Consider the following 23821-nt stretch of genomic DNA (forward strand, 5'->3'; position numbering starts at 1 on the left):
ACCGGGCTCACTGGTTCAGGAATCCTTCGACGACGCGATCGAGCGCGGGAACGTCCAGCAGGAACGAGTCGTGCCCGAACGGGGCGGAAAGCTCGACGAAGCTCACCGGCAGGCCCGCGGCATTGAGCGCGTGGACCACATTGCGCGATTCGGAGGTGGGGTAGAGCCAGTCGGTATCGAAGCTGACGAGGCAGAAGCGCGCCTTCGAGCGGGCGAAGGCGTTGGCCAGCATCCCGCCATGCTCCTCCGCGAGGTCGAAATAGTCCATCGCGCGGGTGATGTAGAGATAGGAATTGGCGTCGAACCGGTCGGTGAATGACAGGCCCTGGTAGCGCAGGTAGGATTCGACCTGGAAATCGGCATCGAAGCCGAAGGTCTTCTCGCTGCGGTCCTGCAGGCGGCGGCCGAACTTTTCGGTCAGACCGGCTTCGGACAGATACGTGATGTGCGCGGCCATGCGCGCGACCGAGAGACCCTTTTCGGGGCCCTTCCCGCCGTTCTCCTTGGCCTCGTAATAGGCGCCCTCGCGCCAGTCGGGATCGGCCATGATCGCCTGGCGCCCCACTTCGTGGAAGGCGATGTTCTGCGCCGAATGACGCGCGGTCGAAGCGATGACCAGCGCGGCGCGCACGCGTTCGGGGAAGTTCGCCGCCAGCGAAAGCGCCTGCATCCCGCCCATGGAGCCGCCGACGACGGCGTGGAGCTGGTCGATTCCCAAGGCGTCGAGCAGGGCGATGTGGCCGCGCACCATGTCGCGGATGGTGATGACCGGGAAGCGCATGCCGTAAGGCTTGCCGTCCGGGCCAGGGCTCGCCGGACCGGTCGAGCCCATGCACGAGCCGATGACATTGGCGCAGACGATAAAGAAGCGATCCGTGTCGATTGGCTTGCCCGGCCCGACCATGCGCACCCACCAGCCCGGCTTGCCGGTCTTGGGATGGTCGGACATGACGTGCTGATCGCCGGTCAGGGCGTGGCAGATGAGGATCGCGTTGTCGCGAGCCTCGTTGAGGGTTCCGTGCGTCTCGTAAGCGATGCGCACGCCTTCGAGGCTCTGCCCGCCGTCAAGCGGAAGAGGCTGCGCCAGTTCGAGGACTTTACTGGTTTCCATGTCGCGGGCCGTGGCCATAATGAACCGCCAAGTGGGGGACGTCCCGGCAACTGTCAATCACAGGCTGTCAATCGGTCCCACGCTGCGTTAAAGGCGCGCGCGTGATGACCGACACCGAAACCCGTTCGAAAGCCCCGCAGCCCAAGCCCTGGATCGAGGCGATTCACGCCTATGTGCCGGGCAAATCCTCCGGCAAGGACGGGCGACCGCTGATCAAGCTTTCGGCGAACGAGAACCCGCTGGGCACCAGCGAGGCCGCGCTGGCCGCAAAGGCGCAGGCCCCCGCGCTCTATCCCGACCCGGACAGCAAGGCGCTGCGCGCCAAGCTCGGCGAGTTGCACGGGATCGATCCGGCGCGGATCGTCATGGGTACCGGCTCGGACGAACTGCTCAACCTCGCCGCACAGGGCTATGCCGGCCCGGGCGACGAAGTGATCTACGTGCGCTACGGCTTTTCGGTCTACGACATTGCCGCGCGTCGCTGCGGCGCGACGCCGGTCGTAGCCCCCGATGCCGACTACGGGACCGATGTCGATGCCCTGATCGCCCTGGTGACGGACAGGACGCGCGTAGTCTTCATCGCCAACCCGAACAACCCGACCGGATCCTACCTGCCCAAGGGCGAGATCGCACGGCTCCACGCAGCGCTGCCCGCCGACGTGCTGCTGGTGCTCGACCAGGCTTACGGCGAATACGTCGCGCCCGAGGACGAGGACGGCGCGATGGCACTGGCCGCCGCGCACGATAACGTGCTGGTCACCCGCACATTCTCCAAGATCTTCGGACTTGCCGGCGAGCGTATCGGCTGGGGCACCGGCGCGCCGGGCATCATCCAGACGCTCAACCGCATCCGCGGTCCCTTCAACGTATCGAGCACCGGGCAGGCGATGGCGCTTGCCGCGCTGGAAGACACCGCTTTCGTCGAGCACAGCCGCGTACACAACCGCGACGAGCGGGCCCGCTTCGTCGAGAAGATCGAGGCTCTGGGCAACCATGGCCTGCGCGCGCTGCCGAGCCAGGCGAACTTCGTGCTGATCCTGTTCGAGGGCCCGCTCTCCGCCGAGACCGCCTTCGACGGCCTTGCCGAACGCGGCTATATCGTGCGCTGGCTGCCCGGGCAGGGCCTGCCGCAGGCTCTGCGCATCACCATCGGCAAACGCGCCGACCTCGACGTGATCGCCGATGTACTGCGCGACATGGCGCAGGCCGCCAAATGAGCTTCGAAAAAGTCGCCATCATCGGCCTGGGGCTGCAGGGCGGATCGATCGGCCTGGCCACGCAGGAATTTCTGCCCGAGGTCCAGACCTCCGGTTTCGACCTCGATCCCGCCACCCGCGCCCGTGCTGCCGACCGCGGCCTTGTCCACCAGGTCTGCGAAACCGCGGCCGAGGCAGTGCGGGATGCCGATCTCGTGATCTTCTGCGTGCCCCCCGGCGTCATGGGCGAAGCGGCCCTCGACGTGCGCGACGCCTTGCGCAAGGATGCACTGATCAGCGATGTCGGTTCGTGCAAGCAGTCTATCGCGGCAGCCCTGCGCGAAGCCCTGCCCGATCACTACGTGATCCCGGCACACCCGGTCGCGGGCACGGAAAACTCCGGTCCGGATGCGGGCTTTGCCCACCTGTTCCGCAACCGCTGGTGCATCGTCACCCCGCCCGAGCACACCGATCTCGTCAAGCTCTCGCAGCTCGTCGAATTCTGGGAAGCGCTCGGCGCCAACGTCGAGATCATGGACGCGCAGCACCATGACCTCGTCCTCGCCGTGACCAGCCACCTGCCTCACCTGATCGCCTATACCATCGTCGGTACCGCCTCCGATCTCGAGGACGTGACCCAGAGCGAGGTGATCAAGTACTCTGCCGGCGGTTTCCGCGACTTCACGCGCATCGCCGCCAGCGATCCAACGATGTGGCGCGACGTCTTCCTGACCAACAAGGAAGCGGTGCTCACCATGTTGCAGCGCTTCACCGAAGACCTCACCGCCTTGCAGCGCGCGATCCGCGTGGGTGACGGCGATGCGCTGTTCGAGCAGTTCGCGCGCACCCGCGCGATCCGCCGCTCGATCATCCAGGAAGGTCAGGACGATTCCCGCCCCGACTTCGGTCGCGGCGACCACGAGAACGGAACGAAGAAAATCTGAGGCCCGCAGGACCTTTTTCGGCTACCCGGCTTTGAGCGGAGGACAGCCCCCGCACCGGAGCCCTGCCCCCATGAAATTATCGATCCGTACCGAGCTCGACTATTCGCTCCCGGCTCCCGCCGACGTGCTGCTTCAGATCGAGGCGGCCATCCTGCCCGAACAGAAAGTGCTGCGCGCCCATATCGACCTGCCGCCTGTCGAGCACTTCGCGCGCATCCCCGGGCATGACAACATCGGCGACCGCATCTGGCTGGCAGCGGCGGAAACGCTGAAGGTCCACTACGAGGCTACAGTGGAACCGGTGCGCATGCTCGCCCGTGTCGACGACCTCGCGGCGGTTCCGGCCCACCTGCTGCCCGGGGAGACGGTCGATTACCTGATGCCTTCGCGGTACTGCCCATCGGACACCTTCCAGAACCTGGTCGAGGCCGAATTCGGCGGGCTGCAGGGCGGCGCGCGCGTCGGTGCGATCCGCGACTGGATCGGCCAGCACCTCACTTACGTGGTCGGATCGAGCGAGAGCAGCACCTGCGCCGAGCAGACTTTCGTCACCCGGCAGGGGGTCTGCCGCGATTTCGCGCACCTGATGATCACGCTCACCCGCGCCAGTGCGATCCCGGCGCGCTTTGCCAGCGTCTATGGCCTGGGCGTCGACCCGCAGGATTTCCACGCCGTAGCCGAAGTGTTCCTGGACGGTGCCTGGCACATGGTCGACGCCACCGGCATGTCGCGCCCCGAGTGCATCGCCAAGATCGGCGTGGGCCGCGACGCCGCCGACGTCTCGTTCCTCACCAGCTACGGTGCGGTCACGCTCAATTCGCAAAGTGTGGAAGTCACTGAAGTGGCATAGCCGCCGAGACCGCTATCACCTTCGTAATCCCTGCGCAGGCGGGGATGCTGCTTTCCTCACCGCCTGCGCCCCGGGCCGCAGGTCAGCCTGGTCAGCGATTGAGCGCGTTGATCGCCTCGGTCACGCGCGCTTCCACTTCCTTGCGCGGCAGACCGGCCTCGATCCGCTCGCCCACCCGCACGGTGATCACTCCGGGTTTTTTCCAGCGCCGGTGGTAGAGCCGCCCGCTGTCGACCGCGACCGGCACGACCGGCAGGCCGAGCAGCTTGTAGACCCCGGCGAAGCCAGACTGCAGTTCGCCGCGCGTTCCATGCGCAACGCGCGTACCTTCGGGGAAGATCGCCAGCGGCCTGCCCCTGGCTGCGAAGTGCCTGGCATTGGCCACCATTGCCCGCAGGGCCTTTGCCCCCTCCTCGCGTTGGACGACGACGATGCCGTAGCGCATCGCCGCAGCGCCCCAACCGGGAATGCGGGCAAGCTCCGCCTTGGGGAACGGCACCGGCCAGTCCATCAGCGAAGGCAGGTCGATGGCTTCGAAGAAGCTTTCATGCTTGATCGCCACCAGCACCCCGTCATTGGGCATCTCGCCCTCGACGACCACGCGCATGCCCAGCAGCCAGCGGGCACAGGCACGATGGTATCGCGACCAGCCGCGCACGACGCGGCGTGCCGGCATTTCGCCCAGCTTTGCGGCCAGAAAAAAGCCCAGCACATAGAAGATCGAGCCGGTATAGAAGGCAGCGTAGAACGCGAGACTGCGCAAGACGTCGGCCGGGGTGCTGCGCATCACTTGCCCCACAGGTTCAGCACGAAGCGCGCCAGCAGCTTGTGATATTCAAGGAACAGCGCACCGAGACTGGGGCGCGAGGATACCGCGTCCGGTTTCAGCTCGACACCGGCAGGCATTTCCCGCGAGATTTCCAGCATGGCGCGGCGCATGTGCCAGTCGGCAGTGACGAGCCGCACCGATTTCGACTTGTGCTCGCTGACCCATTGCGCCGCCTCGATCGCGTTCGAGCGCGTATCGTAGGCGTTGTAGCCAAGCGTGATGCAGCATTCGAGCAGCTTGTCCGAGACGCCGAACTGGGCGGCAAACTCGCGCGGCTTGACCTCGCGGTCGACGCCCGAGACGAGCAGGCGCGAGGCCTCACCCTCCTTCAGGACATCCAGCGCGTGCTCGATCCGTCCAGCGCTGCCGGTCAGCACGATGATCGCATCGGTCTTCGTCCCGTCGAGCGGCTGCGGCAGCGCGATGGCGAACCACAGGAACCCGAAAAGCCAGGCAAGGAACAGGAATGCGACCGTGCGACGAAACATCTTGTGTGTACTATAGCATCTTGCGCAGGGCGTGCATCACCGTGAGCCGCGCCGTGACCATTGCCAGCAATGTGGCCAGCAATGGGACAAGTGCAAGGAGCAGCCAGTCGCTCCAGATCAACGCGCCGTTATCGACCAGCCCTGCCCCCAGCCCGGCGAAGCGGCGGCCCAGTGCGAAGATAACCACCATCGCCAGGACCAGCCCGACCGCCCCGCCGCCCGCCGCGTCGTAGCCGATCGAACGCTGGAAGACGCGCGCGACCTGGGCATCGGTACCGCCGAGCAGGTGAACGATCTCGATTGTATCGCGATTCGCGCCGAGCGCCGAGCGGGCCGCCAGCAGCACCGCCGCGGCGAGCGCAAGCGCCAGCAGGCCGACAAGCACCATGGCAAGCAATTGCAGCGAAACCATCGCGTCGAACACCGGCTTGAGCCAGTTCGACTGCGCATCGATTTTCGCGGACGGCGCCACCGGCATGACTGCCTGCTCCATCGCGGCAAGCCGGGCTGGCGTGGCCTGACGGTCCAGCCGCACGTCGATCAGCGCGGGAATCGGGATCGCCGTGCCCGTCGCATCGTCGATGCCGGTGCCAAGCCAGGGCTCGATCAGGGCATCCAGCTCGGTCTGGGGGACCAGCCGCAGGCCGGCGATGCCCGGCAGGTCCTTGATCGCCGCAACCGCGCGCTTCGCCTGCTTTGCGCGCAAGTCGGCGCGCGGCTCGACGATCTGGATGGTGACGCCGCCCTCGATCTCGGCGCGCGCGGCGCTGACGGCATTGCCCAGCGCCAGGCCTGCCGCAAGCGCAATGGCCGTCATCGCCACCATGATCGCGATGACCCAGGGCATCGGCCCGGACATCCGCCCCTGCGGGATCAGCTCGGCCTCGCCCCGGCCCATCAGCCGGCGCCCGCCGCCCAGTAAGGTGCGCAGGCTCACTGCATCTTCCTCGGCGGGTAGCGCAGCGCTCCGGTCGGATCGGACAGGCGGCCGCGGTCGAGCCGCATGATCAGGCTCTCGGGCACCTTGCGCAGCAGGTCGAGATCGTGGGTCGCGACGACGACGGTGGTGCCCTGGCGGTTGAGCATCTCGAACAGGCGCATCAGCTTGAGCGCCATCTCCGGGTCGACGTTGCCGGTCGGCTCGTCGGCGACCAGCATCGCGGGGCGCGCGATCACGGCGCGGGCGATCGCCACGCGCTGCTGCTCACCGCCGGAAAGAGTGGGCGGGCGCGCATCGATGCGGTCGGCAAGGCCCACCCAGTCGAGAATGTCGCGGACCGGCCCGGCGAGGTCCTTTTCCTGGTGGCCGGCCACGCGCAGCGGCAGCGCGACGTTGTCGAAGGCGGACAAGTGCGGGATCAACCGGAAGTCCTGGAAGACCACGCCGATCCGCCGCCGCAGCCCCGGCAGGCGGCTGCGCGGCATGGTGATCGCATCGGTCCCGAACATGCGGATCATCCCGCGCGAAGGGCGCTGGGCAAGATAGAGCAGGCGCAGCAGCGAAGTCTTTCCCGCGCCGCTGGCGCCCGTCAGGAAGTAAAAGCGCCCCGGGAACAAGGTGAAGCTCAAGTCGCTGAGAACCTCGCGATCGGTTCCGTAGCGAAGCCCCACGTTGTCGAAGTGAATGATTTCCCCGTCCGCAGTCATACTCATCTGGTTCGTCAGTGTGTCCGGGTCCGAACGGGCGATTTGCGGCCTATAGCGAGCATTGAATGTGGAAAAAAGGCCATTGGGCCGCCTACCCACATGTCCGACGCTTGTCCCGCGCGAGCTAACCGTGCTTATAACATGACACCATGATCATCGCCTGTCCTGCCTGCTCTACGCGCTACGCCGTCCCGGACAGCGCCATCGGCGTGGATGGCCGCACCGTTCGTTGCGCCAAATGCCGCCACAGCTGGTTCCAGGAAGGTCCGGAACTCGCCCTTGCCGAAACCGAAGCGCAGGCCGCGGCCCAGCGCTCGGCGCAGGAAGCCCCGCCGCCCCGGCCGGCTCCCGCGACCGATGAGGGCGCTGCCGACACAGGCGCCGCAGAGCAGCAATCCGCGCGTGAGCCGGAACCGGTGGCACCCGGGCGCACCTCGAGCTTCACCCGGGACGATTCCCCGCTGCCGCCGGCACCGCCCAGGACACCACAGCGCACGGTGTCATCCTACTACGACGACACCGTCGGTGCGCGTTACGCAGACGAGTCCCATTCCAGCTTCGATTTCTCGCCACCGTTCCGCCCGCGCCGCAACTGGACCAAGATCGGCACCATCGCGGCCGGCGTCTTCGCCGTCGCCACCCTGAGCCTGACCGGGGCCGTGGCATGGTTCGGCCTGCCCGACTGGGTGCCGATCCCGCGCCAGAGCTTCACCAAGGCACAGCCCGACCTGCAGCTGGACTTCCCGCGCAAGCGGCAGGATCGCAAACCCCTGCCCGACGGCACCGAATTCTTCAGCGTGAGCGGCACGATCAGCAACATCGGCAGCGAATCGCGCTACGTGCCTTCGCTGCTCGTCGTCCTGCGCGACGATCGCGAGCGCATTGTCTATGAAAAGGAAATCGTTCCGCCCAAGCGCGAACTCGCGCCCGGCGAAATGGTGACCATCAACGAAGCGCTGACCGACATTCCCAAGGCGGCTGCCGCTGCCGAAATCGGCTGGAAGCCCGAATAAGGCGGGTTCGCGCGCGCCGACTCCGAATTAATTTCGCCTCCTTGAATTTTTATCGGAAACAGCGCTTGCAGCCCCCCAATCCCTTTGCTAATGGCGCGCTCCTGCCACGGGGCTGGTGCGAACCAAGCCCCGTTTGATTTAGCGGTCGTGGCGGAATTGGTAGACGCGCAACGTTGAGGTCGTTGTGGGCGAAAGCCCGTGGAAGTTCGAGTCTTCTCGACCGCACCATCACCAAATCTAAGTGCCTGTGGCACTTAGATTTTGGGGTGAACTCTCAAAACCCATTCCACCCTCTGTTCCACCCTATGCGGGTGAGCTATCCACTGTGCGTGTTCGACAAATGTTCAGGTGGTTGCTACCATTGTTTAATGGATAGATGATTGGTTCACTCCAGTACCTCATGTCGTTCACGCTTGTTTGTTTGCTTGCTCAGACGACCTCTGGATAGTGCACATCAGGGTGCTGGCGCGAGCCAATCATCAAAGCAGCACAGTTGGTGTGTTGGTGCGTGGGAATAAGAGTAAAATCTGCACCCAGTTATCCTCACTGGGTATATCTCTTTTTACGAGAGACTAATCCAAAAAGGCCAGAAGTGTAGCAATCTCCGCTCTGCCCCACGCACAAGCACATCAAAAATAGCTCAGGGGAAAGGCAAAAGATGGCTAGTGACAAATCACCAAGGGCTACCCCTGAGGATATTGCGCTGGTCAAGAAGGCCGAAGATGAAATCAAAGCTGAGGTTTCAGTTTTCTCGTTCGACATACCCGCACTGAAAAAGAGGGTGCCGGATGATGACCCAGCGCAAGCCTTCATCCAGGCTCATCTCTACCTCGACCATGTCATCACCCGATTGCTGAGCGAGAGCGTGCCATTCCCTAGGCACCTTCAGCTCGACCGCACCGGCTTCTCCCAGAAACTCCAACTCGTGGCAGCGATGGGGCTTTTGCATCCGAGCCACATTCCCCCGATCAAAGTGGTCAATGCCATTCGCAACAAAATTGCACATCAGCTCGACTATGTCGTGAAGTCAGAGGACGAGACGAAACTCCGCTCGTCTCTTCCAAAGGGCACTGACCGGGAGGATGATGGAAGTCAGACCTCTCTGGCGGGTTTGCTGCGCCTGCTTGCCGTCATGATAGACGTCGAACGACAGCAGCGGGCATTTGAGCGGACTATGAGAAACAGAGCCATGGCAAATGCGCGGGTTGTGTTGGATGGCATCAAAATTGACTGAATCAAGCCATTCTATTCCACCCTCCATTCCACCTTGTCCTCTGCGTTACCCTGAAACAGCATGACGTGGAATGAGGACAAAACTGAGTCCGCTCAAAAGCTTTTCGGTCACTATGCTGTTGTATGAGAAGGGTTTTTATGCCTCTCGACCGCACCATCCCCTGAATTGACGAAACAATTCAGGGGCCTGAGGCAAGGGCGCAGACCAGCCTCTCCCCTACCGGAAAGCCTCTCCCCTACCGAAAATGGCCAGCGGAATTTTCCGGACGGTCAGGCGACCGCAAGCCGGGGCGCGGCTTCGATCTGTTCCTCGCCCCGCGTTTCGAGCAGGTCACGCACCACCGCATAAGTGCGATCATCGTCGACATCGATCGCCTGGCTGCCATCTCCGAGAATGACCGCGCCGACCTTCAGCGCAAGGCGCCGGGAAGCCCGCGCAATCGCCCCACAGAGCGTCTCCATCCCGAGCATGACCCGCAGGAGGCCAAGCACTCCGGTTGCGCGCGCGATACGCTGGCCGCTGCGGTCGCCGCGAAACACCTCGATGGCTCGCAACGCGGCAGGTCCTGACATGCCGTAAAGATCGCAGGCGGCGAATTCACCGTCACGCAGCCGGAGATAATGGCCGTGGCCTGCGCGGTGGGCAGCCTCCACCCATTCGCGACGGGTAAGGGCAAAGGCGATGTCGGCCGTCTCCAGCGTATCGAGCAGGGCATCGATCGACGACTCGCTCAGCAGCGCGTGATCGGCAGTGGTCACGATCACCGGCCCTTCCCAGCCTTCGGCGGCAGCGCGCACGCTATCCGCCAGGCTGTCACGCGCGGGAACGAGCGCCACCGTACCGCGCCCGGGCAGGCGGGTGAGGACATCATATATAGGCTCGAAGCCCTCGCGCTCGATGCATACGGCGAGACTGGCAATTCGCGGATGGTTCGCCGCAGTCTGCAGGACATGCGCGACAAGCGGCTTTCCCGCGAGCGGGATCAGGCACTTGTGGCTCACGCCGAAACGCTCCGCGAGGGGATGGGCCCCCTTGCGCGGACGGCCGGCGAGAACGATCAGACGGATCGGCGGTCCGGCGCGGCCCTGATCGGGCGAGAGACTGCGAAGGTTCATGGACTGCGCCTATGCCGCGTACTTGTGACAGCCCCATGACCGGCGAGTCATTGTCATGGATTGTCGTAAACTACCTCGCCATGGGGTCAAGAATCCGTCTCTTCATATAGTGGATCCCAAGCCACACCGCGCCAAGCACGAACGGCACCATCAATGCGGTCAGGAAATGGGCGTGCAGGCCCGGCACGACGCTCTCGACTCCTTCCAGCAGCTTCCCCAGCAAGCCAAGCGCGTAATAGCTTACCGCCACCACCGAGAGCCCTTCGACCAGTTGCTGCAGGCGCAGCTGGCGCGTGGCATTGCGTTCCATCGAGGCGAGGAGGCGCCCGTTCTGGTTCTCGATGCGCGTCTCGATCCGGGTGCGGAACAGCGAGACGAACTGCGCGGTGCGCTGGGCGAGTTGTTCAGCGCGGCGACGATGGGCAGCGCAGGTCCGCACCGCCGGAAAGAAGCGGCGCTGGGTGAAATCGGTCAGCGACAGGTGCCCCGGGCATGGCCGGATGTTGAGGTCGGTCAGCCGCTCCTCGACGATGGTCGCATAAGCCTCGGTCGCGCTCATCCGGTAATCGCATTCGGCCGAGTGGGTGATGAGATCCATGTAGAGGCTGGTCACTTCGTCCAGCAGCGAATCGTCGGTCACTTCGGGCCGCGCGATGGCGCCGTTCATCTTGCCCAGCATCGCCTCGATGTGATCGAGCCGCTTCCAGCCTTCGCGCGCAACCGGAAGCCCGAGCAGCGCGAGATTGCGATAGTTGCCCAGTTCCTGCAACCGCTGGACGGTGCGCGTGAGATCGGCGGGCAGCATCCCGTTGGCCGCAACGATCAGGATACCGAAGCCCTGTTCACGCAGGCGAAAATCCGACCAGATCCGCGCCGAGGCGTCCAGCGCCTCTTCCGTGCCGATCCGGCAGCAGACGAGTTCGTCGTCGGCAATCCCGATCTGCGGCAGAAGGTCGCTTGCTTGTCCCTCGTCCTCTACCAGCAGCAGCCGGGTTGAGCGGATCACCTTGCCTGGCAGCGAATTGGCCCAGGCCACCGCCTTGTCCAGGTCGCTGCCAGCCTCGGGGGCGAAGAGCGCATCCAGCGTGCCATCCGGAATGAACAGGGTGGTCGTGCTGGCTTCGCTATGCCGCTCCAGCGTGAAGGCGACACCGGGGGCGAACAGGCCCTTCACGTGGCGCGGATTGTCGGCGCAGTCGATCCACGCCCCGTGCGGCAGATCGCTCAGCGCCAGCCGCTCCGCCTCACGGTCGTGTGCATCGAGAACCCGGACCAACTGGATGACGAGTGACGGCGCCTGCAGCAGGGGCCAGCGTCGCAAGTGCATCTCGCCGACGACGGTGCGGCGCAACTCGTGTTCATCGTGCATTGAACATCCCTGTTGCGATCCCGGCTGCTGCCTGGATTCGATGCCCGCATAATAACGTCAGCGGGCACGTGGCCTCAACCGGGCCGACGGCTCGGAATACCAATTCCTGCGTCCCGCGCGACCGAAGCCATCAGGCGGCAAGTCATCTTCAATTCTGGGGGTGTGAAACGGAAAGGACCGCGGCCTGCGCGAAATGCCGCTGGCAACTTCCCGGAATCCGGCTAGCTTCTATGCAAACAATTGGGAGAGCCGGTTATGTTCGTGAAGTTCACCGCCACCGACAGGGTCCCTGCGATCGTCAATGCCTCGCAGGTCACCTTCATCACTCCGGTGGAAGAAGGCACGCGCATCCGCTTCGGCGAGAATCGCACGATCACGGTGATCGAACCCATGGACGAAGTGTGGCGGCGGCTGGACCAGACCGGCCAGCTACCCAGTAGCTGAACCGGCCTGATTGCAGGTTCGAAACGATATTGTCAGGCTGCGGCCAGTGTCGCGGCCTGACTTGCCTTTACAGCATGCGACGCAGGATACCGTCCTTGAGCAGGAAGTGGTGGCGCAAGGCCGCCGCTATATGCAGGACCACCAGCGCGAGCATCAACCAACCCAGGATCTCGTGTCCCTCGTGTGCGGGACCGGCAAGCGGACCGTCCTTGCTGATGGGCAGCTTGGGCCAGAGGAACAGGCCGAAGAAACTGAGCGGATACTTGCCTGCCGATGAGAAAATCCAGCCGGTGAGCGGCATGATCAGCATCAGCGCGTAGAACGCCAGGTGCGTGGCCGATGCGGCCATGCGCTCCAAGGGCGATATGGAGCCGGGAAGCGGCGGTTTTGTCCAGCGCAGGCGCCAGACGATCCGCCCGATCGTGACCAGCAGAATGATCAGGCCGATCGACTTGTGCACGGTCATAAGCTGAATGACGTCTTCGAGCGGTTCGTGCAGAAGGCCCGAAGCCAGATTGAGAATGACCAGAATCGCAAGGGTCCAGTGGAACCACCGGGCTCCCAGGTTGTATTTCTCGACCGTCATTTATTGCCCTTATGATAGGGGGCCGAATTGCGACCCCCAGCGAAAACGGATCTACGGCGCGCCCGGCACGCCATGGTCCAACGAGCGTTCAGATTTGCGAGTTATTTCATTCCCGTCAAACAGGATTTCATTGCACCGGGCGGCCTCGTGGTTCCGCCTTGCGCCGCCAGGTTGCCCCCAAGCTATGGATAAAGGCCACTCGCACCTTTGATTCCCCTGGCCCGCTTGCTTAATGCAGGACCGGTGAGTGCAGAAATCGTCATCGGCCAGACCCCCAGCGGGGAGGCGATCAGGATAGACATCAAGGAGCTTCTCGCGACCCGCCTGCTGGTGCAGGGCAATTCCGGGTCCGGCAAGTCGCACCTGCTGCGCCGCCTGCTCGAAGAGAGTGCCGCCATCGTCCAGCAGGTGGTGATCGACCCCGAAGGCGATTTCGTCAGCCTCGCCGAGGAATTCGGCCATGTCGTGATCGACGGCGCGGCCTATGGCGAGGCCGAGATCGTCCGGCTCGGCGCGCGCATCCGCCAGCACCGCGCCTCGGTTGTCCTTGCGCTCGACGAGCTGGAAATCGACCAGCAGATGAAGTGCGCCGCGCAGTTCCTCAATGCCATGTTCGATGCCCCGCGCGAACAGTGGTACCCGGCGCTGGTTGTGGTCGACGAGGCGCAGATGTTCGCGCCTGCCGCCGCCGGCGAAGTTTCCGAGGAAGCCCGCCGCATATCGCTGGGCGCGATGACCAACCTGATGTGCCGCGGGCGCAAGCGCGGCCTCGCCGGGGTGATCGCCACCCAGCGCCTTGCCAAGCTGGCCAAGAACGTCGCGGCCGAAGCATCCAACTTCCTGATGGGCCGCACCTTCCTCGACATCGACATGGTGCGCGCAGCCGACCTGCTGGGCATGGAACGCCGCCAGGCCGAACAGATCCGCGATCTTGCGCGCGGCCAGTTCCTCGGTCTCGGCCCGGCCATCGCGCGCCGCCCGGTCGCGGTGAACATCGGTTCGGTCCGGACCGGCGCGAAGTCGGTGACACCCGGCCTCGCCCCGCTGCCGACCGCCAGCACCGAGGACATGCGCGAACTGCTCCACGCCGACCTGCACGTCGAGCCCGAGCGCCCCGAATTCCCGCGCCCGGCGCCGCGACCGCGCCTCGACGTCGAGGAGCTGTCGGCCAGCATCGCGACGTCCGACAGCGTGGCCGATCCCGCCCCGCGCCCCGAACGGCCCGAACCCGAGCCGGAAGAAAACCGCGCGGCGATGGTCGAGATCCTCAACGCCATGGCGCAGGAGGAGGACTGCACGTTCCAGTCCTCGACCACGCTGTTCCAGGATTTCACGATCCGCTGCCGGATGAAGGGCATTTCGATCCGCGGCCTCGACGCCACGATGTTCCGCCGCGGATTTGCCGCCGCCCTTGCGGGGATCGAGGATCCGGAGGACGAACGCTGGCTCGACTTGCTCAACCTTGCCAAGCACGTGCCCGACGATGCGCTGGCGACGTTCTACGTCATCGCCCGCGCCGCAATGGACGGAAAACCGTGCCCGGACGACATGGAACTGGCGCGCATCTACGGCACCAGCAGCCCGCGCCGGGTCCAGCGCCTGCTCGATTATCTGGAAAAGGACGGCCTGATCGTCGTGCGCACCGACTTTTCAGGCAAGCGATCGGTCGGCCTGCCCGATCTGGGCGTGACGACAGCCCCCGTCGAGGCGTAAGACTGGCCGGACATGGCCGAAATCATCAACCTTCGCCTGGCCCGCAAGGCCAAGGCCCGCGCCGGAGACAAGGCGCAGGCGGACAGCAATCGCGCCCGGCACGGACGCACCGCGGCAGAGCGCAAGGCAACCGAGGCCGAAGCGGAGCGGCTTGCCCGTACGGTCGACGGTGCACGGCGCGAAAAGGACTCCGACAGCAACGGGGGCCCGGACTGATGCGCACGACTTACGAGAGCGCGACAGTGCGCCTCTATCACCTCGATGCCGGTCCCGAAGGCGGCGCGGCACATACCTTGTTCTACGGCCCCCTGTCCGAAGCCATGCGAATCGCGGCGCAGCAACCCGAAGACGTCCAGGACGGGCTGTTCATCGCCACCGACAACGACGTGGTGGCCTACCTCGACCTGTTCGAAAGCTGATCCCTCGCATTGCACCTGTGCGGCCAGGGGAAAAATGCCCGGTGCAGGATCGCGGAGAGAGAATGGAAGAGAAGCGATCCGGCACCGGGCCAATCAACGCCCGCGTCCGACTTCGGGCGTCAGGGAAGCAACTATGCTATCGATTGCATAGTCCGTAAACTCTTAAAAAATCCAACACGGCCTATCGTTGAAAAACCGTGCCCCGGGCGCCGATTTCCCTAGCGCCATTGTACAAAGGCTCCGCTTGCCATACCGGCACCTGCGATGAGCAGGCTCGATTCCCTTCTCAAGTCCGCGCTCGCGCGGATCGAGAGCGCCGGACAGCGCCGCACCTTGCGCGCGGCTGCCCTTGCCGGCGGCGGCCGCGTGATCCGCGAGGGGCGCGAACTGGTCGACTTTTCCAGCAACGACTACCTCGGACTTGCCCGTCATCCGCTGCTGATCGAGCGTTCGCGCGAATGGACCGCAAGATTAGGCACCGGCTCCGGCGCATCGCGGCTGGTCACGGGCACGAGCGATGCGCACCTCGCGCTCGAAGCGCGCATCGCGCAGTTCAAGGGGGCCCAGGCCGCGCTGATCTTTGCCAGCGGCTGGCAGGCCAATGCCGCGGTCATCCCCGCCCTGCTCGCAGCCGTACCGGGCGCCGCCATTTTCACCGACCGGTTGATCCACGCCAGCATGCACGCAGGCATCGCCATGGCCGGCGTGCGCCAGCACCGCTTCAGGCACAACGACCTCGACCACCTCGAGACGTTGCTTGCCGACAAGGGACGCGATGCCCCGGCCCGGATGATCCTGACCGAAAGCGTGTTCAGCATGGACGGCGACCGCGCCGACATGGCACGCCTTGCCGCCATCGCCGAAGCGCACGATGCCGTGCTCTTCATCGACGAGGCCCATGCCACCGGCGTCCTCGGCCCCGGCGGCGCGGGCCTTTCGGCCGAAATACCGGGCCGGGTCGATCTGATCATGGGCACCTTCAGCAAGGCGCTCGGCGGATTCGGGGCCTATGTCGCGGGCTCGCAGGCGCTGATCGACTACCTCGTCAACACCGCCAGCGGCTTTATCTTCACGACCGCGCCGCCCCCTGCGGTGCTGGGCGCTATCGACGCCGCGCTCGACCTCGTGCCCGGCATGGACGCCGAGCGCGCCCACCTCGCGGCGCTGGGCGACCGACTGCGCGCGGGCCTGTCGCGGCTCGGCCTCGACCATGGCGCCTCGAGCACCCAGATCGTGCCTGCCGTGATTGGCGCAGAAGCCGATGCCATGGCACTTTCGGCCCGGCTGGAAACGGCAGGCTTGCTTGCCTCCGCGATCCGCCCGCCCACGGTTCCGCCCGGCACCAGCCGCCTGCGCATCGCCCTGCGCGCCAGCCAGAGCGAGGCCGACGTCGATGCCCTGCTGACAGCCATAGAGGCGCACCGGTGAAGCTGCTGTTCTGTCACGGCTGGGGATTCGACCGGCACTTCTGGGACGCGCTGGCCCCGCTCCTGCCCGAATGGGAGCAGCTGCGCGACGACCGCGGCTATTTCGGCGACGCGCTGGCCCCGGCAGTCGAAGGTCCCTGCCTGGCGGTAACCCATTCCTTCGGCACCATGCGGCTCCTCGCCGATCCACCGCCGGGACTGGCCGGTCTCGTCGCCATCAACGGGTTCGAGCGCTTCACCGCCACGCCCGACTGTCCGGGCGTGGCGACCCGCGTCGTCGAGCTGATGCTGCGCCAGTTCGGCCGCGATCCGCGAACGGTCGTTGAAGACTTCCGCCGGCGCGTCGGATGCGACGCGGCTTTCGCGCGGATCGATCCCGCTCCCCTGCGCGATGACCTGCTGAGCCTGCGCGATGCGCATCCCCGCCTGCCGGAAGTTCCCGTTCTGGTCGTGCAGGGCGCCAGGGATCCGCTGCTTCCGCAAGCCATGCGCCAGGGCTGCTTTGCCGGCATCGCGGCACGGCACCTGAGCCACGAAGGCGGCGGCCATCTGCTCCCCCTCGAAGACCCGGCGTTTTGCGCGCAGGCGGTCCGCGACATGGCTGGGTCCCTCGCATGAGCGGGCAACGCGAACGCATCATCCGGGCCTTCGCCAAGGCGCCGGACTACGAGGACCATGCCCGCGTCCAGCGCAGCGTCGCCGAAGCCCTTGCCGCGCGCATCGCCGCACTTGCGCTGCCGCAAAGCCCGCGCGTGCTGGAAATCGGCTGCGGCACCGGCTTCCTGACGCGTGCGCTGCTCGCGGCCGATGTCGGCGGAGACTGGACGATTACCGACATCGCACCCGAAATGGTCGAGCGTTGCCGCGCCAGCCTGGGCGATGCGCCCTCGCGCCAATTCGCTGCGATGGACGGGGAATTCGGCACCCCGGAAGGCGGCCCTTTCGATCTCATCTGCTCCAGCCTGGCCCTGCAGTGGTTCACCGACGCCCCGGCCGCGCTGGCCCGCATGGCCGACTGGCTCGCGCCGGGCGGTCACTGCCTCGTGACCACTCTCGGCCCCGGCAGTTTCGCCGAATGGCGCGAAGCCCACGCGGCCGAGGGACTGGTCGCCGGAACCCCGGAATTCCAGCCCGTCGAAGACTTCGCCCGGCTCGACCCGGCCGCGCTCGACGTCGAGGCACACGTGGAATGCCATGCCGATGCCCGCGCGTTCCTGCGCTCGCTCAAGGCCATCGGCGCCGGCACGTCTTCGCCCCGCCATCGCCCGCTGCCGCCCGCCGCCCTACGCAGGGTCATGGCGCGTTTCGAGGCTTCCGGAAGCGCTGTCACGTACGAGGTCGTGACCTGCCACCTTCATCGCGCTAGGTGAGCCCGCAATGCCAAACACCCCCATCATCGTCACCGGCACCGACACCGAAATCGGCAAGACCGTCTTTGCCGCCGCCCTGACCGGCGCGCTCGGCGCTTGCTACTGGAAGCCCGTGCAGGCCGGACTGGAGGCCGACGGCGGCGACCGCGACCGTGTGGCCCGTCTCGCCGGGATCGCGCCCGAGCGTGTGCTGCCCGACGCCTATCGGCTCTCGACACCCTGCTCACCCCACCTCGCTGCCGAGATCGACGGGGTCGTCATCGACCCGGATCGGCTCGCCCTTCCGCAAGTGGACGGCCCACTGGTGATCGAAGGAGCCGGCGGCGCTCTGGTGCCCCTGACCCGCCAGATGACTTACGCCGACCAGTTCGCGCAATGGCGATGTCCGGTCGTCCTCGTCGCGCGCACCGTGCTGGGCACGATCAACCATTCGCTGCTGTCGATCGAGGCGCTGCGCGCGCGCGGCATCGACATTCTCGGCGTCGCCTTCGTCGGCGATGCGGTGGAAGACAGCGAGGCGACGATCTGCGAGATGGGCAAGGTCCGCCGTCTGGGCCGCCTGCCGCGGCTCGATCCGCTGACGCCCGAAACCCTGCGCACGGCCTTTGCCGAACATTTTCGACTGGAGGATTTCACCCGGTGACGTCATCTGTCTGGCACCCCTTCACGCAGCACGGCCTGCGCGAACCGATCCCGCTGGTCGAACGCGCCGAGGGCGCCGTGCTCCACACCGCGGACGGCAAATCCTACATCGATGCGATCTCCTCGTGGTGGGTAACGACGCACGGGCACTGCAATCCGAAGATCATGGCCGCCATCGCCGAACAGGCTGGCAAGCTCGACCAGATGATCTTCGCGGGCTGGACCCACGAACCCGCAGAAGCCGTCGCCGCGGGCCTGCGCGAAATCATGCCGCAGAACCTGACTCGGGTGTTCTTCTCCGATTCGGGATCGACCGCCGTCGAAGTCGCGCTGAAGATGGCGCTGGGCTACTGGCATGCGCGCGGCGAGGCGCGGCACCGCATCGTCGTGATGGAGCACAGCTACCACGGCGATACCATCGGCGCGATGTCGGTCGGTGCGCGCGGCGTGTTCAACCAGGCCTATGAGCCGCTGCTGTTCGACGTCGCAACCATGCCCTTCCCCGCCGCGGGGGCGGAACAGGCCGCACTCGATGCGCTGGAGGCGATCTGCCGCAAGGGCGATGCGGCGGCATTCATCGTCGAGCCGCTGGTGCTCGGCGCAGGCGGGATGCTGTTCTACGCGCCGGAAACGCTGGCGCGGATGCAGGAGATCTGCACGCAGCACGACGTCCTGTTCATTGCCGACGAAGTGATGACCGGCTGGGGCCGCACCGGCACCCTGCTCGCGTGCGAACAGGCCGGCGTTTCGCCCGACATCCTGTGCCTCTCCAAGGGACTGACCGGCGGCGCGGTGCCGCTTGCGGTCACGATGGCGAACGAGGCGATCTTCGAGGCGCACTGGTCGACCGACCGCGCGAAGATGTTCTTCCACTCGTCCAGCTACACCGCCAACCCGCTCGCCTGCGCGGCAGCCCGCGCGAACCTCGAGATCTGGCGCGAGGAGCCGGTGCGCGAGCGGATCGCCGTTCTCGCCAAGCGACAGGCGCAGTGGCTCGATAAACTCGGCAGCTTCTGCCACTTCGACAATGCCCGCCAATGCGGAACGATTGCCGCGCTCGACCTCAAGACGTCGGGCGAAGGCGGCTATCTCGACACTTTGGCGCCCGACCTCATGGCCTTCTTCCGCGAGCGCGGCATCCTGCTGCGTCCCCTGGGCAACACGGTCTATGTCATGCCGCCCTACTGCATCGGCGAGGATCAGCTGGCCGATGTGTGGAATGCCATCGGCGAAGCCGTGATCAGCTTCTGAGCGGCAGGGCTATTCCGGCTCGACCGGCGCCTGGTCACATGCGGCAAGATCGACGAAGGCCTTGCCCACTTCGGTAAGCCTGCCCCCTGCGACCAGCCCGGAATGCAGCTTCCAGCCGTCGAGCCCTTCGTAGAGACCGAACCATGCGTGCCGCTCGACATAGGGCAAGTCATCGAGCATCGCCGAGGCGCGGCGGAAGAACGCTGCCTGCTCGGCAAAGGAAAAGCGGCCCGGCCGCGACCAGTCCGCCAGCGCCCATTCGGTGACCCAGACGGGACGGCCGTAAGCCTCGTGGACCCGCTCGAGGTAGCCGCGGAAAGCGTCGATGTCCGGCGACTGCGTGTAATAATGGACGGCGATGAAATCGACGCGGTAGCCGCGCTCCGCTGCCCCTGCCATGAAGCGGCCAAGCCAGCTGCTTGGGCCCACTTCGTTGCCCGTACGCGTCGCCGGTGAACCGAGGCGCTTTCCGGTCGCCATCAGCGTCGGCCAGTAGGCCAGCGCCAGTTCGACGCTCATGTTCGCCTGCTTCGCTTCGTCCGGTTCATTGAAAGTCAGCAGGACCGGCGAAGGCGCGGCGAAGACTTGCGGCAGATCGCGGCCAGACCGGATCATCGGCACGAAGCCGGGATCGCGAAGATCCGTCCGGGCCTGCCAGGTATGGAACCACCCCCCGTGGAGCCGCTCCAGATCTGCTTCCAGTGAGCTATCGCCCTCAAGGGGCCAAGCGCCGATCCCGAGTTTCCCGGCATGGTCGACCGGGCATCGCCCCGCATGGGCCCCGCCCGGCACAGACAGGCTGAGGGCCACCGCGAGTAAGGGCAACAGGCGAATTGCGGGGATAGCGGCGCGGGCCATGGCAAGGGCTTCAACGCGCGGGGGAGGTGCGCGGTTGCGGCGGGGCCTTGCGTCCCCGCCATCGCTGCGATCAGGCGTAAGGCGGCTTGTGCTGGCCTGCCGGGCTGAGCGTGAAGATCTCGCAGCCGTCCTCGGTAATGCCGATCGAGTGTTCGAACTGGGCCGAAAGCGACTTGTCGCGCGTGACCGCGGTCCAGCCGTCGTTGAGAAGCTTCACCGGCGGCTTGCCGAGGTTGATCATCGGCTCGATGGTCATGAACATGCCCGGCTTCAGCATCGGCCCCGTGCCGGCGCGACCGGCGTGGACCACTTCGGGCGCATCGTGGAACAGGCGGCCGAGGCCATGGCCGCAGAATTCGCGCACGACGCCGTAGCGATGCGCTTCGGCATGGGCCTGGATGGCCGCGCCGATGTCACCCACGCGGTTGCCCGGCTTGGCCTGCTCGATGCCGATCATCAGGCACTCGTAAGTCACCTCCACCAGCTTGCGCGCCTTCAGCGAGGGCTCGCCCGCGAAATACATGCGGCTGGAATCGCCGTGCCAGCCGTCGAGCAGCGGGGTCACGTCGATGTTGAGGATATCGCCTTCCTTCAGCGTCTTTTCCGAAGGAATGCCGTGGCACACGACATGGTTGATCGAGATGCAGCACGAATGCGCATAGCCGCGATAGCCCAGCGTTGCCGGAACGGCGCCGCCATCGAGCGTCAGTTCGCGAACCTTGTCGTCGATTTCAGCCGTAGTGACGCCCGGCTCCACCATCGAGGCCACTTCATCGAGGATCGCTGCGGCAAGGCGTCCGGCCTTGCGCATGCCCTCGAAAGCCTCGGGTCCGTGCAGCTTGATGGTGCCGTCGCGCAGGACGGTTTCACTTCCGGGTTCGACAATCTGGTATTCGCTCATGGCCCCCACATAGCGATCTTGCTCGCCAAATGCGAGATGCTCGCAAGCGCGAAGATCAGCCGCCGCTCGAGAAGCTGTCCTTGTAGGCGGGCTTCACCGTGTCGAGCACGGCCGGAGTGACCGGCAGGGTGATCTCGTATGTGCCTTCGGCATAGGGCCCGGCCGCGTAGGGACCGACGAGGATTCCGAGGCGATCGAAAGTCTTGCCGTTCGACGAGCCGAGAATGACCGTACTTTCGAGCGGATCGATACAATCGCTGAACATGTCGTCACTGCCGCGGCGTACCGGCACCCCGCGCCGCTTCTCACGCTCCTTGTCGAGCGCATTGCAGAAAGGCCTGCGGATTGCCGAGCGCAGCGCCGATTCGCTGGTGAACAGGGCCTCGGGCTTGCGGGCCGCGTCGGCCTGCTTGTCCCAAAGCAGCGAATCGAAACCGCTCATGCCATGGGCACCGCCGGAAAAGACGTAGAACTCGGAGGACAGCGACAGCCAGCCCGGCAAGTCGGTCACCACCTTCCACGAGGTCTGGCTGCTATGCGCGTGATAGGGAAAGTCGTTCTTCTTCGCCTCGCGCCGGTCATCGCGCGATTCGGAGATGAGCGCCTTGCGGGTTTCGTCCAACTTGGCATCGAGCCTTGCGCGCAGCCCGGGGATTGCGCCGGCCTGGTCCGGGTACTCGTAGGCGAATTCGTAAAGATCGTTCGAGGCTTCTTCCTTGCGGCCCATGGGCGCGGCAGCTTGCGCAACCTGCGAAGCCCCGTCGCTGGCCGCCCCTTGCGAGGCCATGCCCGCTCCCGCAGGACCGGCACTGGCCTCGCTCGAGGCTGAAAGCGAAGGCTGATCCTCGGGGGCATCGGCCTGCTTGCCCGAACAGCCACCTGCCAGGAGAACGCTTGCCAACACCAATCCGCCAATTCGCATAATTTTCCTCTCGCACTCAGGCCTGAGCCAACGCTAGAGAAACTCTATATGAGCGACAAGAACCCATTGATTCAGCCGGACCGGGGCCAGAAGGCCGTGGCCATCCACCTCGTCGACAAGGACGGACTGGACGCCTTCCTCAAGGAACGCACCGCTGCCCAGCGCGCTGCGCTCGAAGCGCACAAGTTCTCCGCCGATGCAGGCGAACACGCGATCGTCCCCGATGGCGACGGCTGGATCGTGGTGGCAAGCGTTGCCCGGACCGGGGAACTGTCGAGCTGGTGCCTGGCCAAGCTCGCCGATGCCCTGCCCGCCGGCACCTATCGCTGCCATGGCGCCGAACCGGGCCGCGCCATGTTCGGCTGGATCACCGGGCAGTACAGCTTCGACCGTTATCGCTCCGATCCTTCCGAAGAAGGCCCCCGCGTACTGCTGACCGCCGAGGCGGGCAAGATCGACGCGATCACCGCCGAGGCCGAGGCCGTCGAACTGGTCCGCGACCTCGTCAATACCCCGGCCGAGGACATGGGCCCCGGCCAGCTCGAGGCAGAGGCCGAGAGCCTTGCCAAGGCCTATCGCGCCGAGATCCACGTGACCCGCACCGACATGCTCGAGCGCGAGTTCCCGATGGTCCATGCCGTGGGCCGCGCCGCCGGGCGCAGCCACGCCCCGCGCATGATCGAGCTGGAATGGGGCGATCCCAGGCATCCCAGGATCGCCATCGTCGGCAAGGGCGTCTGCTTCGATTCGGGCGGGCTCGACATCAAGCCGTCCTCGGGCATGCTGCTGATGAAGAAGGACATGGGCGGCGCGGCACATGCCCTGGCACTGGCGCGGCTGATCATGGACGCGAAGCTGCCGGTGCGCCTGCACCTGCTGGTCCCCGCCGTCGAAAACGCGGTTTCAGCCAACTCCTTCCGCCCGGGCGACGTCCTGCGCAGCCGCGCAGGCATCTCGGTGGAGATCGGCAATACCGATGCCGAAGGCCGCCTGATCCTCGGCGATGCCCTTGCCCGGGCCGGCGAGAAGGAGCCGGAGCTGATCATCGACTTCGCGACTCTCACCGGCGCGGCCCGGGTCGCGCTCGGCCCCGACCTGCCCGCACTGTTTGCGCGCGAGGATGCAACCGCGCAGGCCCTGCTCGACGGCGGCCTCGCCAGCGACGATCCGTGCTGGCGCCTGCCGCTGCACGAAGGCTACCGCGAAATGCTCAAGTCCGACGTGGCCGACATCAACAATGCAGGCACGGGCGGCTTTGCCGGCGCCTGCACCGCGGCGCTGTTCCTCGACCGTTTCGTGCCCAAGGGCGTCGACTGGGCCCACTTGGACACTTTCGCCTGGCGCCCCTCGGCCAAGCCGGGTCGTCCGAAAGGGGGAGACGCTTTGGGTCTGCGGGCGAGCTGGAATATGCTAAGACAGCGCTACGGCAAATGACTCGCCGAAACCTTGCTTCTTGGCCATGCCCCAGCTAAGCGCGCCCATCTTTGACTTT

The 23821-nt window shown here is 65.7% G+C and carries 26 protein-coding genes and 1 tRNA gene; 16 read left to right on the plus strand and 11 right to left on the minus strand.

Annotated features, from left to right (window positions below; genetic code table 11):
• Window positions 1–7 precede the first annotated feature (7 nt).
• Window positions 8–1111, minus strand: coding sequence for a homoserine O-acetyltransferase MetX (gene metX, locus JI59_RS08605; protein ID WP_239000606.1), 1104 nt, complete (start codon window positions 1109–1111; stop codon window positions 8–10).
• A gap of 104 nt (window positions 1112–1215) precedes the next feature.
• On the opposite strand from metX, the gene hisC reads away from it, so the two are divergent.
• From hisC to JI59_RS08620, 3 genes are all read left to right on the plus strand, one after another.
• The gene (gene hisC / locus JI59_RS08610) at window positions 1216–2328 is read left to right on the plus strand and encodes a histidinol-phosphate transaminase (protein WP_038575854.1); all 1113 of its coding nucleotides are present in this window, start codon (window positions 1216–1218) and stop codon (window positions 2326–2328) included.
• Window positions 2325–3251 carry a prephenate/arogenate dehydrogenase family protein gene (locus JI59_RS08615; RefSeq protein ID WP_007013146.1) on the plus strand — a complete coding sequence of 309 codons (927 nt, stop codon included), beginning with the start codon at window positions 2325–2327 and terminating at the stop codon, window positions 3249–3251. The genes hisC and JI59_RS08615 overlap by 4 nt, the downstream gene beginning before the upstream one ends.
• Window positions 3252–3321: 70 nt before the next feature.
• Window positions 3322–4101 carry a transglutaminase-like domain-containing protein gene (locus JI59_RS08620; RefSeq protein ID WP_007013145.1) on the plus strand — a complete coding sequence of 260 codons (780 nt, stop codon included), beginning with the start codon at window positions 3322–3324 and terminating at the stop codon, window positions 4099–4101.
• 91 nt (window positions 4102–4192) lie between these two features.
• Here JI59_RS08620 and JI59_RS08625 read toward each other — a convergent pair whose 3' ends face one another.
• From JI59_RS08625 to ftsE, 4 genes are read right to left on the minus strand one after another with little or no spacing between them, the layout of a single operon-like run.
• A complete protein-coding gene (locus tag JI59_RS08625) occupies window positions 4193–4888 on the minus strand; it encodes a lysophospholipid acyltransferase family protein (protein WP_007013144.1) in 696 nt (231 codons plus the stop codon).
• Window positions 4888–5418: a YdcF family protein gene (locus tag JI59_RS08630; protein WP_007013143.1), complete on the minus strand. Its 531-nt coding sequence runs from the start codon at window positions 5416–5418 to the stop codon at window positions 4888–4890. The genes JI59_RS08625 and JI59_RS08630 overlap by 1 nt, the downstream gene beginning before the upstream one ends.
• 10 nt (window positions 5419–5428) lie before the next feature.
• On the minus strand, window positions 5429–6316 hold the full coding sequence (locus JI59_RS08635) for a cell division protein FtsX (RefSeq protein ID WP_052117960.1): 888 nt from the start codon (window positions 6314–6316) through the stop codon (window positions 5429–5431).
• A gap of 35 nt (window positions 6317–6351) precedes the next feature.
• Window positions 6352–7065: a cell division ATP-binding protein FtsE gene (gene ftsE, locus JI59_RS08640; protein WP_007013141.1), complete on the minus strand. Its 714-nt coding sequence runs from the start codon at window positions 7063–7065 to the stop codon at window positions 6352–6354.
• A gap of 149 nt (window positions 7066–7214) precedes the next feature.
• On the opposite strand from ftsE, the gene JI59_RS08645 reads away from it, so the two are divergent.
• From JI59_RS08645 to JI59_RS08655, 3 genes are all read left to right on the plus strand, one after another.
• Window positions 7215–8078, plus strand: a complete 864-nt coding sequence (locus JI59_RS08645) for an MJ0042-type zinc finger domain-containing protein (protein ID WP_007013140.1) — start codon at window positions 7215–7217, stop codon at window positions 8076–8078.
• A 141-nt stretch (window positions 8079–8219) separates the two neighbouring features.
• Window positions 8220–8306 (plus strand) — tRNA-Leu (locus JI59_RS08650).
• A 430-nt stretch (window positions 8307–8736) separates the two neighbouring features.
• Complete coding sequence (locus JI59_RS08655; RefSeq protein ID WP_007013139.1) at window positions 8737–9312, plus strand: hypothetical protein; 576 nt, start codon at window positions 8737–8739, stop codon at window positions 9310–9312.
• Window positions 9313–9581: 269 nt separating this feature from the next.
• Here JI59_RS08655 and JI59_RS08660 read toward each other — a convergent pair whose 3' ends face one another.
• Together JI59_RS08660 and JI59_RS08665 are read right to left on the minus strand one after the other, a co-directional pair.
• Window positions 9582–10427, minus strand: a complete 846-nt coding sequence (locus tag JI59_RS08660) for an NTP transferase domain-containing protein (RefSeq protein ID WP_007013138.1) — start codon at window positions 10425–10427, stop codon at window positions 9582–9584.
• Between the two features lie 70 nt (window positions 10428–10497).
• Window positions 10498–11796 (minus strand): DUF3422 domain-containing protein, encoded by a 1299-nt coding sequence (locus JI59_RS08665; protein ID WP_007013137.1) that lies wholly within the window; start codon window positions 11794–11796, stop codon window positions 10498–10500.
• Between the two features lie 255 nt (window positions 11797–12051).
• Here JI59_RS08665 and JI59_RS08670 point away from each other — a divergent pair, with 255 nt between their 5' ends.
• Complete coding sequence (locus tag JI59_RS08670; RefSeq protein ID WP_007013136.1) at window positions 12052–12240, plus strand: hypothetical protein; 189 nt, start codon at window positions 12052–12054, stop codon at window positions 12238–12240.
• 67 nt (window positions 12241–12307) lie between these two features.
• Here the strand turns inward: JI59_RS08670 and JI59_RS08675 are convergent, their stop codons facing one another.
• A complete protein-coding gene (locus JI59_RS08675; protein ID WP_007013135.1) occupies window positions 12308–12826 on the minus strand; it encodes a cytochrome b in 519 nt (172 codons plus the stop codon).
• A 243-nt stretch (window positions 12827–13069) separates the two neighbouring features.
• Here JI59_RS08675 and JI59_RS08680 point away from each other — a divergent pair, with 243 nt between their 5' ends.
• The 8 genes from JI59_RS08680 (at window position 13070) to JI59_RS08715 (ending at window position 19648) form a co-directional block, all read left to right on the plus strand.
• A complete protein-coding gene (locus tag JI59_RS08680) occupies window positions 13070–14539 on the plus strand; it encodes a helicase HerA domain-containing protein (protein WP_007013134.1) in 1470 nt (489 codons plus the stop codon).
• Window positions 14540–14551: 12 nt separating this feature from the next.
• Window positions 14552–14755 carry a DUF4169 family protein gene (locus JI59_RS08685; RefSeq protein ID WP_007013132.1) on the plus strand — a complete coding sequence of 68 codons (204 nt, stop codon included), beginning with the start codon at window positions 14552–14554 and terminating at the stop codon, window positions 14753–14755.
• The gene (locus tag JI59_RS08690) at window positions 14755–14958 is read left to right on the plus strand and encodes a hypothetical protein (protein WP_007013133.1); all 204 of its coding nucleotides are present in this window, start codon (window positions 14755–14757) and stop codon (window positions 14956–14958) included. Before JI59_RS08685 ends, JI59_RS08690 begins: the two co-directional genes overlap by 1 nt.
• Before the next feature lie 264 nt (window positions 14959–15222).
• Window positions 15223–16386, plus strand: coding sequence for an aminotransferase class I/II-fold pyridoxal phosphate-dependent enzyme (locus JI59_RS08695; protein ID WP_007013130.1), 1164 nt, complete (start codon window positions 15223–15225; stop codon window positions 16384–16386).
• A complete protein-coding gene (locus JI59_RS08700) occupies window positions 16383–17003 on the plus strand; it encodes an alpha/beta fold hydrolase (protein ID WP_007013131.1) in 621 nt (206 codons plus the stop codon). Before JI59_RS08695 ends, JI59_RS08700 begins: the two co-directional genes overlap by 4 nt.
• Entirely contained in the window at window positions 17000–17755 is a 756-nt protein-coding gene (locus tag JI59_RS08705; RefSeq protein ID WP_007013129.1) for a methyltransferase domain-containing protein, read from the plus strand. The genes JI59_RS08700 and JI59_RS08705 overlap by 4 nt, the downstream gene beginning before the upstream one ends.
• 7 nt (window positions 17756–17762) lie before the next feature.
• Window positions 17763–18398, plus strand: a complete 636-nt coding sequence (gene bioD / locus JI59_RS08710) for a dethiobiotin synthase (protein ID WP_007013128.1) — start codon at window positions 17763–17765, stop codon at window positions 18396–18398.
• Window positions 18395–19648 (plus strand): adenosylmethionine--8-amino-7-oxononanoate transaminase, encoded by a 1254-nt coding sequence (locus tag JI59_RS08715; RefSeq protein ID WP_007013127.1) that lies wholly within the window; start codon window positions 18395–18397, stop codon window positions 19646–19648. The genes bioD and JI59_RS08715 overlap by 4 nt, the downstream gene beginning before the upstream one ends.
• A gap of 9 nt (window positions 19649–19657) precedes the next feature.
• Here JI59_RS08715 and JI59_RS08720 read toward each other — a convergent pair whose 3' ends face one another.
• The 3 genes from JI59_RS08720 to JI59_RS08730 form a co-directional block, all read right to left on the minus strand.
• On the minus strand, window positions 19658–20473 hold the full coding sequence (locus JI59_RS08720) for a glycosyl hydrolase (protein ID WP_239000607.1): 816 nt from the start codon (window positions 20471–20473) through the stop codon (window positions 19658–19660).
• Between the two features lie 103 nt (window positions 20474–20576).
• Window positions 20577–21407, minus strand: a complete 831-nt coding sequence (gene map / locus JI59_RS08725) for a type I methionyl aminopeptidase (protein ID WP_007013125.1) — start codon at window positions 21405–21407, stop codon at window positions 20577–20579.
• Between the two features lie 55 nt (window positions 21408–21462).
• On the minus strand, window positions 21463–22311 hold the full coding sequence (locus tag JI59_RS08730) for a DUF4163 domain-containing protein (protein ID WP_232512713.1): 849 nt from the start codon (window positions 22309–22311) through the stop codon (window positions 21463–21465).
• A 66-nt stretch (window positions 22312–22377) separates the two neighbouring features.
• Here JI59_RS08730 and JI59_RS08735 point away from each other — a divergent pair, with 66 nt between their 5' ends.
• Window positions 22378–23763 (plus strand): leucyl aminopeptidase family protein, encoded by a 1386-nt coding sequence (locus JI59_RS08735; RefSeq protein WP_007013123.1) that lies wholly within the window; start codon window positions 22378–22380, stop codon window positions 23761–23763.
• Window positions 23764–23821: the final 58 nt, after the last annotated feature.

The organism is Novosphingobium pentaromativorans US6-1 (assembly GCF_000767465.1).
Classification (GTDB): domain Bacteria; phylum Pseudomonadota; class Alphaproteobacteria; order Sphingomonadales; family Sphingomonadaceae; genus Novosphingobium; species Novosphingobium pentaromativorans.

What these genes read in the sequence shown, in the direction of transcription:
- metX (WP_239000606.1), bottom strand. Translation starts at nt 1,111, where the DNA reads ATGGAAACCAGTAAAGTCCTCGAACTGGCGCAGCCTCTTCCGCTTGAC.
- hisC (WP_038575854.1), top strand. Translation starts at nt 1,216, where the DNA reads ATGACCGACACCGAAACCCGTTCGAAAGCCCCGCAGCCCAAGCCCTGG.
- JI59_RS08635 (WP_052117960.1), bottom strand. Translation starts at nt 6,316, where the DNA reads ATGGGCCGGGGCGAGGCCGAGCTGATCCCGCAGGGGCGGATGTCCGGG.
- JI59_RS08660 (WP_007013138.1), bottom strand. Translation starts at nt 10,427, where the DNA reads ATGAACCTTCGCAGTCTCTCGCCCGATCAGGGCCGCGCCGGACCGCCG.
- bioD (WP_007013128.1), top strand. Translation starts at nt 17,763, where the DNA reads ATGCCAAACACCCCCATCATCGTCACCGGCACCGACACCGAAATCGGC.
- JI59_RS08655 (WP_007013139.1), top strand. Translation starts at nt 8,737, where the DNA reads ATGGCTAGTGACAAATCACCAAGGGCTACCCCTGAGGATATTGCGCTG.
- JI59_RS08665 (WP_007013137.1), bottom strand. Translation starts at nt 11,796, where the DNA reads ATGCACGATGAACACGAGTTGCGCCGCACCGTCGTCGGCGAGATGCAC.
- JI59_RS08630 (WP_007013143.1), bottom strand. Translation starts at nt 5,418, where the DNA reads ATGTTTCGTCGCACGGTCGCATTCCTGTTCCTTGCCTGGCTTTTCGGG.
- JI59_RS08675 (WP_007013135.1), bottom strand. Translation starts at nt 12,826, where the DNA reads ATGACGGTCGAGAAATACAACCTGGGAGCCCGGTGGTTCCACTGGACC.
- JI59_RS08670 (WP_007013136.1), top strand. Translation starts at nt 12,052, where the DNA reads ATGTTCGTGAAGTTCACCGCCACCGACAGGGTCCCTGCGATCGTCAAT.
- JI59_RS08705 (WP_007013129.1), top strand. Translation starts at nt 17,000, where the DNA reads ATGAGCGGGCAACGCGAACGCATCATCCGGGCCTTCGCCAAGGCGCCG.
- JI59_RS08685 (WP_007013132.1), top strand. Translation starts at nt 14,552, where the DNA reads ATGGCCGAAATCATCAACCTTCGCCTGGCCCGCAAGGCCAAGGCCCGC.
- JI59_RS08620 (WP_007013145.1), top strand. Translation starts at nt 3,322, where the DNA reads ATGAAATTATCGATCCGTACCGAGCTCGACTATTCGCTCCCGGCTCCC.
- JI59_RS08615 (WP_007013146.1), top strand. Translation starts at nt 2,325, where the DNA reads ATGAGCTTCGAAAAAGTCGCCATCATCGGCCTGGGGCTGCAGGGCGGA.
- JI59_RS08690 (WP_007013133.1), top strand. Translation starts at nt 14,755, where the DNA reads ATGCGCACGACTTACGAGAGCGCGACAGTGCGCCTCTATCACCTCGAT.
- map (WP_007013125.1), bottom strand. Translation starts at nt 21,407, where the DNA reads ATGAGCGAATACCAGATTGTCGAACCCGGAAGTGAAACCGTCCTGCGC.
- JI59_RS08625 (WP_007013144.1), bottom strand. Translation starts at nt 4,888, where the DNA reads ATGCGCAGCACCCCGGCCGACGTCTTGCGCAGTCTCGCGTTCTACGCT.
- JI59_RS08695 (WP_007013130.1), top strand. Translation starts at nt 15,223, where the DNA reads ATGAGCAGGCTCGATTCCCTTCTCAAGTCCGCGCTCGCGCGGATCGAG.
- JI59_RS08735 (WP_007013123.1), top strand. Translation starts at nt 22,378, where the DNA reads ATGAGCGACAAGAACCCATTGATTCAGCCGGACCGGGGCCAGAAGGCC.
- ftsE (WP_007013141.1), bottom strand. Translation starts at nt 7,065, where the DNA reads ATGACTGCGGACGGGGAAATCATTCACTTCGACAACGTGGGGCTTCGC.
- JI59_RS08645 (WP_007013140.1), top strand. Translation starts at nt 7,215, where the DNA reads ATGATCATCGCCTGTCCTGCCTGCTCTACGCGCTACGCCGTCCCGGAC.